Below are 12129 nucleotides of genomic sequence, written 5' to 3' on the forward strand. Positions count from 1 at the left end.
CAAACGTCCGCTGCTGCTGCAACAATCGTCGCTCCTGCTTGTACGTAATCTTCATTCGTGAACCCGATGCTGTGACCCGCCATTGTTTCGACCAAAACTTCATGCCCTGCTTTTGTATAAGACAGCACAGAGCTAGGCGTCATGCCTACACGAAACTCGTTATTTTTTATTTCCTTAGGAACCCCAATAATCATTCTGCATCTACCTCTCCTAGGGACCCATCAAAAAAGGATCCGTCTTCACTTGATAGTTCCAAGTATAAGAGGGATCTGTTCTTGTTCCATTAGACAAATTGTAAAAAATCTGTCCGCTTTTTTTTCACAATTTAAGTTCAGGATGAAGCAACTGATACGCCCGGATACCAACCTGCAGCGCTAATCGTTTCTCAGGGAGCATATAATCGGCGCCAAGCAGCTCCTCTATTTTCTCCAACCGRTAATAGAGCGATTGCCTTACGATAAAAAGCTGTTGAGCAGCAATCTGTTTAGACCCATCGCTATCCAGGTATACTTTAAGGGTTCGCAGCAGCTCGCTGCCTTTCATTTGATCATAGTCAAGGATCGGCCCTAAATAAGTACGGACAAAGGACTGCAGTATTTGCTTATCGGCAATATGGAAGAGCAACTGGAATACGCCTAGCTCGTCAAAAAACTGCACCTTCCCCCGCAGGGTCGGAGCAAGTGAAATCGCTTGAAGCGCTTCTTGATAACTTTGGTGCGCCTGCAAGAAACTGCGGTTGCTTTGACCGACTCCGATGGTTAGTTCCATCTCTTCCTCAGCTTTCAATAGCTGTAGCGACTGAAATACCTGCTGCAGCCGCTCTTTGGCTGGTCGTTTAGACATTTTGTCAAAAGCTACGACGACAAGCCGGTTATTTTTCAAAGTTAACAGAGGATGAAACATGTGCTGCTCAAATACGGATCGTGCCGCTAATGAAAGGTGAATGCCCACAGATTCTATGCCATCCCCGTCTTCAAGAACGGATTGATCTTCGATTTGTCTATGTTCAAATTCAATTAGAATAACATGATATGGAAGTTCATTCAGCTGTTTAAATCCATGCCCAATCAGGACTTTGACCTGCTCCTCGTCACGAATTCGAAGATGGAGSAGATCGTCTACCCACAAGGTTTGCGAGTACAATTTGCGCTCTTCCATGTATCGTTTGCGCAATAAATCCTGCGCGATTGACAGCGAAGCAGAGTCCAGAATCAAGTACTCGTACTCCTGCGGCTTGCGGCTTAGAACGAGAATGATATGGGCCCAGGTTTTACCCATCGCACCAACTGGCTGCACGATAACCGTCTGGCCCTCATTTTCGAAAACAACGGGAGAGCCTGTATCTCTGGAAGTTGTTTCTCGTTCTATTTGGCTATTCAGAATTTCCAGCCACTGGGTTGTCTCACGGCTTCCCAGCTGAGGAATAAATTTGGGTTGTCCATCCTGAGGTATGTACATGACTTGGGCTTTTGTACTGCTTTGGAGCAGTCCCAGCACGTGGGATACACCCTGTGAGGATAACGTCATACGGTGGAATTCACGAGAAATTTTCTCCAGATCCTGGAGCGCTTTATGATGTTGGTTGATGATGTGCGCATGAATATCTTGCGTAATATCGATAAAGCGCACCGCTTGAGGGAAGATGATCAGAGGGAGTTGGCAGGCTTCCGCAGCATCGATCCAGGCCTGTGGAATAGCACTCAAATAGTGGCCCATCTCGATGCAGAGACAGGATACGCGATTATTAATAAGCTGCTCCAAATAGAGCATAAACAGCTTGCTATCGCTTTTGAAAGCGGCTCCTGTTGTCAGGATCATTTCTCCGCCTTGCAGCAGCTCTTCGAACTGAATCACTTCAATGATATGCACCCAGCGCACTAATCGCTGTAAACCCTCATGTCCTGCAGCGATATAGGCTTGCTGAAAGARAGGTCTACCCAGCACTTCTTCTACTGTTAATTGATAATCTTGATTCAAGACTGTCACGCTACTTTCTTCTGGCTCACCAAAGTTATCCACAATCGACTATTCAGGCTATTTGGGGATAAAGGAATTAATGAAGTTTAGTATACATGAAAAAAGCGCCCGTTTCACTAGGAAACAAGGCGCTTTGAGGATATCCAGACTTAAATGGCTTTATCGATGGCAACCGTCTGACCTGACCAAACCTTCTGCGAAGTCCAAGGCGCATCTGCCTCTTGCCAGAACGCATCATCTGCCGACAAGCCAAGCGGCAGGAATACAGCGGAGCACAGGTATAAACTGCCCGTCGAGATGTACGGCTCACCAAGCTCGGGCTGGTGACCGCATAAACCAATCGTCAGCCAACCTTCTTCGTCGAAAATACCTGGAGCTTCAATTAGACGCGTGATTACGGCGCTTAATGCGCATCTAACTTGCGCGGGAGAAATACTGACAGGCAGTTCACGGCGCAGCGCTGTTTGAGCTAGCGATTGAAAAGCGCCGAACCGGTAAGCAAGCGACCTGCCAATCACAGGGAACGTGCCCTCCGGAGAGATCGAACGCTCCTGGACAGCAGCATAACGCTGCGCGCGTGCCAGTATATCTTTGCGCATAGCGGCCCAATCTTCATAATGCGTATCCACATGCTCAATGATATCAACCAGCATTGGCTGAATCACGAAGCTGTTGTAGTAGTCCGCATGATAATGAGGGCCATCGCCGTACATGCCGTCTCCGAGGTACCACTGCTCATGCTGCTTAAGAGCGAAATCCACGCRCATCTGATCCCAATCTTCGCCCATAAATCCGAGCGCGGTTTCGGTCATAGCGGCGAACAACAGCCAGTTGTTGAACCCCGGCTTGCGTGTTCTCGTCGCTTTCAAGGCTTGCACCAGATTGCTCTGAACACGGCTCTCTAGTCCATGCCAAAGCGTGTTAGGCGCTCGTAGAATCGCATGCGATAGAAATGCGGTATCTACAATCGGCTGAAACCCTTGGCTAAAGTTCATGAAGTCAGGCGACTCGGGATCTGTCGCAGCATCCAGACCTAAACGTACAAGCTCGACGTAGTGTGTCCGAAGCTTTTCCTCCTCCGCATCAAGCGCGGGAGTTTCCAGCCATGGAGCGATACCTACGAGCGTACGGGCAAAAGCTTCCAGATGCGAGTATTGGCGCTGCTCTTCTTTTTTATTTTCAACAGGCATGGAAGCCCGCAGTTTTTTATCTGCCAATGCCGCAAGTACAGGATCAGCAATGCGAAGCATTGTCTGTACCCAATAAGAACGGGCACTGCTGGCTGCCACTTGATTATTCATACCAGTAACCTTTGATTCCTTTCTCCATACGCACTAGCGCTTCCAGATAGTAATAATCTCCCCAGATCATGAAGTCGTCAGGCGCGTTTCCACCGCGAACGCTATATGAGCCGCGCTCAATGAAACCTTGTGCATCAGGCTTACCGATTGTCGCGTAGGATTTCACAAGTCCAGCCATGGAGCGCCCAATCGCATTTTCCAAATAAGCACGGTCTGCATCGTCAGCAGCCAAATGTTCCAACAACTCAAGCGCTCCTGCCGATGCAATGGCGGAAGCTGAGCTATCTCGCTTCGTTTCTTCGTTCACTGGTGCATTGAAATCCCAGTAAACAACGTCGTCCTGCGGCAAGCGGTCAAAGAAGTAGCGAGCCAGGCGTTTAGCTGTTTCTAAGTAAACCGGATTTTTCGTGTAGTGGTAGGAAAGCGCGAATCCATAAATACCCCAAGCTTGACCGCGCGTCCATGTCGAACCGTCGCTATAACCTTGCGCTGTTCCACCATGCAACGGCTCACCGTTTTCTTGATCAAAATAGAACGTATGGAAAGAGGAATCATCGCCACGCACCAAATAACGGCGGCTTAAATCGGCATGAATGACAGCAACTTCTTTGTATTTCGCGTCGCCTGTTTGTTCGTAAGCCCAGTACAAGAGCGGCAGGTTCATCATGCAGTCAATGATAATGCGGCCTCCGTTATGCTCATCGCCTTCACTACCCCAAGCTTGAATATACTGGCCTTTTGGTCTCCAGCGCTTCATCAATACGTCAGCAGCCTGTAATGTAAGCTGTTTCGCATTCTCATCTTTTTCAATGATCCACTGTGCCTTGGATGAAAGGGAATATAAGAAGCCGATATCATGGTGATCTAGAGCGACATTGTCTTCCAATCTTTTCTTGAAGCTTGCAACCGTTTTCTGCGCAGCTTCTTGAAAAGCTGTGTCACCGCTGTATTCGTAGCCCAGCCACAAGATTCCGGACCAGAAACCGTCCGTCCAATCCGTATTCGGATTCAGGTGATACACATCATTTTCGCTGACATGAGGAAATAAATCCCCAAAACGTTCAATGTTCACTTTCGTTTTCTGTAAAGCATCTTCAATGGCTTGTTTCCACATGAATGATTCACTCCGTTTACTGTAGTTTGGTTGTTTCTCGTTCTATAAAAGTAAGGGGGACCTCGATCTCGCGGTCTTCGCCTGACTCCGCTTTGTTGTCGATCTTCTGCAGCAGCTTGTTTATCGCCATTTGCGCTTGATCGTTATAAGGAATGTCCCAGCTTGAAATGCCAGGGTAGCTTTCTTTTGCAATATAATCGTTATTAATTCCAATAAGCCGTAAGCGATTCGGAATATCAATGTGCAGCTTATTAGCCGCAGATAAGACTCGCAATGCCACATGATCATCGAAAGCGACAATTCCCACAGACTTCGCATCGCGCTGCATAAGTTCACGCAGATAGGCTTCGATATCCAAGCCCATCGTATCCATGATTTCTTGGTAAATACCGTCTCCGAACTGCGCCATCCCGGCATGAAACCCGATTAGCCGCTGCTCATCGATGACTTTCGAGCGTTTGCTGCCTAAGTAGCAGATGGCTTCGCAGCCATGATCAGCAAGCACCTTGACGGACTGCAAGCAAGCTCCGGCAAATCCTAGATTAACGGCTCCCGTCGCTATGTCCTCTGGCCACCCCCACCCATTGATCAGCACTAAGGGGGTTCCGCTGTTGACAATGGAGCGCGTCGTTTCGAATCCCATGGCTAAACCATGGCAAATTAACCCGTCAACTCTCCGCTGCAGCAGAACTTCCAAATGCCTGCGTTCAATATCCGGGTCAAAACCTCCCGAAGAGAAAACAGATAAGTGGTATCCTGCATGATGCGCTTCAATCTGCAAATGTTCAGCAAGCTGTCCATAATAGCTGGCCAGCGCCGGTATAATGAGACCGATTTCATATGTTTTGTTACGGCTTAGACCTGCTGCCATCGTGTTGCGTCGATACCCCAGTTGTTCAGCAGCCAATTCGACTTTGCGAATCGTCTCTTTCGACGAGCGAATACCACCTCGATTCAACACATTGGAGACGGTGGCAATCGACACACCTGCTGCTTCGGCCACTTCTACAATGGTGACTTGTTTGGGCTTGGTCATCCCTGTTTCAACTCCGTTTTGTTAAACGTTTAACATACTCTATTAGCTTAAATTGAAACGTTTAACCTGTCAAGAGGAAAAAAGACCGGTTCCCTCCATTCAAGGGAAATCCGGTCTCTCGTTTAGTGCGAAGATTTATTTCGCTTTGTTTTTTTCCAAAACAGCGTTAGCATCCTTGCGGAATTTCGCAGCGGCTTCTTCTACGCTCGTTTTCTTATACAAGATTTGCTCGCTTGTTGCTTTGAGCAATTTCTCAACTTCGATGGAACCAACCGGGTTTGGCGGGTCCATTTGAGAACTGTTTTGCTCAGCCCATGCCACATAGTCAAAGATTTTCACTTCGTTCGGTGACAGCAACGGTTTGAGTGCATCTTTTACTTTGGAGGATACAGGCACACCACGGTCACCCTTGATCAATTTATTGGCTTCAATGTCGTTCACGAAGAAGGAGATGAACTTCGCTGCTTCTTCTTTTTGCTTGGAACTGTTCGCAATGGAGAAGTACATACTTGGCTTCAAGAATAAGCCTTTATTGCCGTTGCGACCAGGTAACGGCAATAATTCAAGCGGACGGTCTTTGACCAAATTGGCAACAGCCAAAAATTGATTGGACCAACCATTGCCCGTTACGGCGTTGTTCAGCAAAATTTCATCTTCCTCAGCTACACCTTTCTTCTGTGATTCTTTATCAAGGGAAAGGATATTGCCAGCTTCGTACCATTTTTGATAACGCTTGAAGTAGTCAATGAACGGTTTATCATCGGTGTAGCCAAGCGCTGTACCGTCTGCATTGTACATTTTTTGATCGACGGAACGCAGGTAATACGGGAAGAAGACTTCATGATGAAGCGCGAAACCACCGATTTGTTTGCCGCCTGCTTTCGCTTTTGCCGCAACCGCATCATAATCGTCCCAAGTCCAATCTTTGGTTGGTGTAGGAATGCCTAAGCTTTTGAATGTATTCACATCGACTGTCGTCGCTAGCGCGTTCACGCCTAAGTTCATCGCGACTAACTTACCGCCCACTTCACCACCGGAAATGTTATTCGGGGAGATGGAAGAGACATCGATAAGTCCGTTTTTGGTGTAAGGCGTCAAATCAGCCAGCTGATTTTTCCCGCCATATTGTGTCAAATAAGAGATATCCATTTGAATGACATCCGGCAGCTGGTTGGCCGAGGCTTGTGGAGCAAGCTTTTTCCAATAGTCGTCGAATGGCGCATATTCTGCTTCAATCTTAACGTTTGGGTTCTGTTTCTCATACATCTCGATAACTTTTAACGTGTAATCGTGACGCGCTTGCCCACCCCACCAAGCAACGCGAAGCTTAACTGGATCTTTACTAGGTGCTGTTGTTGCTACTGCTGCTTTGGATGGTTCGGCGCTGGCCGCAGGTGCTGGCGTATTCGTGCCTGACGAGCATGCTGCCGCAGTAAACATGATGGATAGCGACAGAGCTAAAGTGAACACTTTTTTCATCTCTATTCCTCCCCTAAATGAGCTGATCAAATTTGGATAACGCTTACATGTTTATTATCCAACTTTCTAGCGTAAAGTTTAATCCAGAAAATAGAGGTATTTGTTTAAAAAACAGTGTTAAAAAATTATTAAAAAAAAAAAAAAAAAAAAAAAAATAGTACTGTTCATGCATGACATACTTTCAGGGTTAGGGAGGTTTCTTGCTTATGACATTGACGCTCAGGTACTACCAAACCGCTTCAATCCGGGACGCCATTTCCATGTTAGTCTGGTATTTACGTAAAAAACGCCGCGCGTAACATGTCTTATAGGGTTCGCAAATAAGTATTAAAGGCTGCATCTCCAGTAGGATATCTACTAGGGATGCAGCCTTTTTGCTTGATGGTGGGATACCACTCTATGGGGAATACGGATCCCTTAAGGGTGCACCCCTGTGGAACCGGGTAACTGCGAGATTGGTTCGAATTGCTTGATCTTAACGCCGATTACTCCTGCTAATTTCCGCAAATGCGCCACTTTTGGACAAATAGCTGAATTTTCTACCACTATTTTTTCTAATTTAGTTTATTTTACCCATATTCGGACCATTTAACTGGAGTTCCTACCACTATTTCGCTCACTGTCACTGAGCAGATCAGATTAACGGTAGTTTTTCCATCTCTCTTAAAACTGTAATCGACAGCCACCTACTACAACCTTCTACAGGGTGCTTTTGCACTGAAACATATCAGCTAATCAGCGTGCTCACGAGTTCATAAGACCGCAGTCGCTGCTCATAATCTGCAACTGGCGTGACCAGAAGAAAATCATCGACCTCACAATCGCGTGCAATCAGCTCCAGCTGCTCGCGCACACTAGCCGCTGTGCCGACGAGCACTTTGCGCTGGGGCTGAAATTCTGCCCCTTGCAGCCAAGGCATGCCAGCTGCTAGTGCCTGCGCCTCCTTTTCCGAATCGGCGCAAACCACGCCTACCGCGAGGATGACGCGGGGAACCTGCCCCTGTGCGGACGGCACGAATTGCTCCCGATAGCCTCGCACCACTTCATTAGCATCGCTGTCGCTCATAAACTGGCCGAATACGTAGCCAGTTCCATGTTCAGCTGCTAATGCTGCGCTTTTCGTGTTTGTGCCGAGCATCCACACTTCCGGCGCAATGGAGGGCACTGGCCTGGCCGTTACCGGCTGCCCCTCGCACACAAACCGGCCTTCGAGCAAGGCCATTAACGACTTCAACGTTTCTGGCAGCTGCCGAACGTTCTCTAGGAAGTTGCCGCTTAGCGCAATCGCGGCATTCGCTGAACCACCGGGCGCCCGCCCGATGCCAAGATCAATCCTGCCCGGATATAGGGCAGCAAGCATATGAAAACTTTCAGCCACCTTCATTGGCTTATAATGTGGCAGCAGCAGTGCACCTGAACCGATGCGAATACGTTCCGTCCTTGCACCGACATGTGCCAAGAGAACCTCCGTCGCTGTGCAAGCTAGTGCAGGCATATCGTGATGTTCGGCGACCCAATAGCGCGAATAGCCCCATTTTTCAGCTTGTCCCGCCAGCTTGACGGCTTGCTTATAAGCAGTACTCGCGTCTGCTGGAGCTATGACGGGAACAAGATCTAACACACTGAGCTTCATTTAGATGCTCCCCCTTTCTCTCATTATGCCCTTCAACAGCAGTAATCGCCAAAAAAGCTCCTTATTCATAATCGAATAAAGAGCCGATAACGTTCAGTTTTACAAAGCTTCACCTTTACCGCCGTCAATATTGACCGAAGTACCGGTCACATAAGAAGCAGCTTGTGAGGATAGGAATGCAATCACGTTCGCTGCTTCCTCCGCATTACCGATGCGGCCTAACGGAATGGCGTGCCTTGCATCACTTGCATACTCGTCCCAAGTGAGTTCAGGCGCTTCGCGCTTCCAGGATTTTTCCAGCTGATCACTGCGAATCTTCCCGATACAAACGGTGTTCACGCGAATACCGTCCCCAGCAAGATCCTTACTCATCGCGTTAGTTAAAGCTAGTCCCGCTGCGCGGCTGACACTTGTCGGCAAGGAGGAAGCCGGCGGTGTTTTGGCAGCAGACGTCGTAAGATTCACAATGGAACCTCCACCAGCTTGTTTCATATATGGAATCGTATAACGAGAGCAATGAATTGCTCCGAATAATTTCAGTTCCAAATCCTGCCGCCATACCTCGGTTCCCACCTGTTCAAAAGGTTTCGCCGCGGAAGTCCCGGCATTATTAACCAGAATATCAATCCCGCCAAAAGCTTCAACGGTCAGCTCGACAGCGCGTTTGCAATCTTCTTCTGACATGACATCCGCTTGAATCGTTAGCACAAGGTTATCGGTCAAGCCAGCAATATGTTTGGCAGCTTGTTGCAGCTGTTCCTCATTCCTCGCACAAATAGCAACCTTCGCCCCTTCACGGGATAACGTGATCGCAGTCGCCAAGCCAATTCCTTTGCTACCGCCTGTTATTAAGGCAACTTTTCCCTTCAACCCCAAATCCATCCCTACATCCATCCTTTCCTAGACACCAGAGTAGTTCAAGCATACTCTTTTTAGTAGCATTTTTTCAAATGTTGGCAAAAAAAAGAGAGGCACAGGCCTCCCTTTTCTACATTCTAATTATTCAAGTAAACCGCTTTTCCTGTGCGTGCTGATTCATAAATTGCTTCCAAAATTTGCGAAACAACGTAGGCTTGCTCAGGTGTCACGACAGGCTCTGCATCCGTTTCAATCGCCTTGATCCAAGTACGCATTTCCAGATCCGCATCACTTTCTTTGGCACCGTCATAAAAAGCAACGCCGCCCGCTTTCAGATCGACTTCCGTTGTATACAAACGGCTGTGTTTCTCGCCATTGATACGAAGTCCACCTTTCATGTCTGCGCCGCCTTCTGTTCCGCTCAGCGAGCACTTCGCTTCGTCAACTTCCAGCGTGTTCAGAGCCCAGCTGGATTCCAGCATAATTGTCGCTCCATTTTCCATCACGATCATTCCGAATGCGGAATCTTCTACTGTGAACTTGCTTGGATCCCACGGCCCCCATGCGTTAGCGGCATTCTCCTTTTGGGACAATTCGTGGTAGGACGTTCCGAGTACAACTTTCGGTTTGTAGTTGTCCATCATCCAAAGCGTCAAGTCCAAAGCATGTGTCCCGATATCAATTAGCGGGCCTCCGCCTTGTTTTTCTTCATCGAGGAATACACCCCATGTTGGAACTGCACGACGACGAATCGCATGCGCTTTTGCGAAATAAATTTCACCAAGCTCACCTTGTTCACAAACACGTTTCAAGTGCTGGCTATCCGCACGGAAACGGTTGTTATAGCCAATTGTCAGCTTCTTGCCTGTACGTTTAGCTGTTTCGGCCATACGTTTCGCATCTGCTGCAGTTTTTGCCATAGGCTTCTCACACATCACATGCTTGCCAGCTTCCAAAGCAGCAATTGCAATTTCAGCGTGCGAATCATTAGGCGTAAGAACATGTACGATATCAATCGTAGCGTCCGTTAGTAGTTCTTTGTAATCTTCATAAACGGTAGCGCCTTCTGCGCCGTATTTATCAGCAGCCTTTTCTGCGCGTTCGCCAACGATGTCACAGAATGCGACGATTTCAATATTTTTCAATTTGCTCAAGCTCGGCAAATGCTTACCGTTTGCAATTCCACCACAACCAATGATACCAATACGGAAAATACGTGACATAAGATTACCTCCAAAGTAGGTTGAATTTTAGTATGAATTAATTAGGAAGTTCAATTGTGACTTCGCGTTTTTGAAGAGAGGAACGTATAATACCGTCAATAATCGCTTGATTCCGGACAATTTGCTCGCCTGGAATCGGCGCAGGCTTGCCGTCGCGAACCGCTTCAACAAAATCACGAACTTTTTCGTTAAATAGATTCTTATTATGATCGATGATCGGGATTTGACTTTCGGTATGGTGACCAAGCACATCATGGAAGTACGTGATAGATCCAACAGATCCATCAAACACGCCGCTCCATGGTCCTTTTCCAGCAGGTGTCACTTTAAGTCCGCCATCGGTTCCAAGGAACAGGGTCGGTCCTAATGTGTCCATGTGCATCGCCCATGAGATTTTAAAATTCAGCACGAGATCGCCCTCAAATCGAATCATCGCAACTCCGAAATCTTCTACATCGAAGCGCGTTGCTTCTTTGTGATACAAAGGGTTCGTTCCAAAATAGTTAGAACTGTAAGCGGATACGGTAAGCGGTTTCGGATATCCCATCGCGTTAAGCGCCATATCCAGCGAGTAGCAGCCAATATCAGCCATTGCGCCGGCACCGGCAATTGCCTTGGAAATAAATGTGCCGCCAGGCATCCCTCTACGACGTCCGCCGCCAGTCTCCACATAGTACACTTTGCCCAGTTGACCGGATTGAACCACATCTTGAATGGTTTTCATGTTCGGGTCATACCTCGGTTGGAAACCAACATTAAGCATGAAACCTGTCTTTTTCGCAGTTTGCGCCATTTCTACCGCTTCATCCAGCGTAACGGACATCGGCTTTTCGAGCATGACATTTTTACCTGCCAGCAAGGCATCTACCGTTGTGCGGTGGTGAGCCACATTAGGCGTACAAATACTTACTCCATCAAGGTCTAACTCCAACAACTGTCGGTAGTCGTCAAAGGCTTGCGCCGATGTAAGCTGCCAGAAATCAATAAATTGCGCCGCTTTGCCTGGTACAGCATCTGCAACCGCTACAATCTCTACATCAGCCAGCTCTCGGTAGGCTCTTACATGTGCGCCAGCAATACCGCCGCCGCCAATAATGCCGATTTTCAATGTTTTGCTCATCTCATTACCTCATCGCTACATGTAATATTAAGACATCCTACATAAATGTAGCATAGGAATAATAGGATTTTTAGTCTAACATTAGGACAAAAGAGCTAAGAAATTACGACATGACGTATTTGGTTGAAAAAACGGCTTGTCTTCTTCAATTTGTTGGATTACCACTCACGAAATTTATTGTCCCTTCCAAATCAGGACATTGAGGTTGAGAACCTGTGGCATTCTACACCTTCATAAGATTTTTGTCTGATTTTTCAGCAATGATAGATATGTTGGCTAACGGACTCCCCCTTACCTCTTGCGAGCATTAATTGTTGTTGGCTTACGGACTGAGATGACTCTATTTGCTACTTTTGTGAGAGTATTTGCAGCTAACGGACTCTAGAGT

9 protein-coding genes and 1 pseudogene are annotated in these 12129 nt (G+C 47.5%); all 10 read right to left on the minus strand.

Annotated features, from left to right (window positions below; translation table 11 throughout):
• A pseudogene (locus AC1DUA_RS16270) lies at positions 1-194 on the minus strand (alanine dehydrogenase); the annotation flags it as partial.
• 124 nt (positions 195-318) lie between these two features.
• Positions 319-1986: a PucR family transcriptional regulator gene (locus AC1DUA_RS16275; protein ID WP_477500761.1), complete on the minus strand. Its 1668-nt coding sequence runs from the start codon at positions 1984-1986 to the stop codon at positions 319-321.
• A 140-nt stretch (positions 1987-2126) separates the two neighbouring features.
• Positions 2127-3278 carry a DUF2264 domain-containing protein gene (locus tag AC1DUA_RS16280; protein WP_477500762.1) on the minus strand — a complete coding sequence of 384 codons (1152 nt, stop codon included), beginning with the start codon at positions 3276-3278 and terminating at the stop codon, positions 2127-2129.
• Positions 3271-4392, minus strand: coding sequence for a glycoside hydrolase family 88 protein (locus AC1DUA_RS16285; RefSeq protein ID WP_477500763.1), 1122 nt, complete (start codon positions 4390-4392; stop codon positions 3271-3273). The genes AC1DUA_RS16280 and AC1DUA_RS16285 overlap by 8 nt, the downstream gene beginning before the upstream one ends.
• Positions 4393-4408: 16 nt before the next feature.
• Positions 4409-5428, minus strand: coding sequence for a LacI family DNA-binding transcriptional regulator (locus AC1DUA_RS16290; protein ID WP_477500764.1), 1020 nt, complete (start codon positions 5426-5428; stop codon positions 4409-4411).
• 135 nt (positions 5429-5563) lie between these two features.
• A complete protein-coding gene (locus AC1DUA_RS16295) occupies positions 5564-6907 on the minus strand; it encodes an ABC transporter substrate-binding protein (protein ID WP_477500765.1) in 1344 nt (447 codons plus the stop codon).
• Positions 6908-7634: 727 nt separating this feature from the next.
• On the minus strand, positions 7635-8540 hold the full coding sequence (locus AC1DUA_RS16300) for an LLM class flavin-dependent oxidoreductase (RefSeq protein ID WP_477500766.1): 906 nt from the start codon (positions 8538-8540) through the stop codon (positions 7635-7637).
• A 99-nt stretch (positions 8541-8639) separates the two neighbouring features.
• Positions 8640-9422 carry an SDR family NAD(P)-dependent oxidoreductase gene (locus AC1DUA_RS16305; RefSeq protein WP_477500767.1) on the minus strand — a complete coding sequence of 261 codons (783 nt, stop codon included), beginning with the start codon at positions 9420-9422 and terminating at the stop codon, positions 8640-8642.
• Between the two features lie 113 nt (positions 9423-9535).
• Positions 9536-10621 (minus strand): Gfo/Idh/MocA family protein, encoded by a 1086-nt coding sequence (locus tag AC1DUA_RS16310; RefSeq protein WP_161408323.1) that lies wholly within the window; start codon positions 10619-10621, stop codon positions 9536-9538.
• 37 nt (positions 10622-10658) lie between these two features.
• A complete protein-coding gene (locus AC1DUA_RS16315) occupies positions 10659-11741 on the minus strand; it encodes a Gfo/Idh/MocA family protein (protein WP_477500768.1) in 1083 nt (360 codons plus the stop codon).
• Positions 11742-12129 lie beyond the last annotated feature (388 nt).

The sequence above is a fragment of the Paenibacillus sp. 01T422 genome (assembly GCF_056398785.1).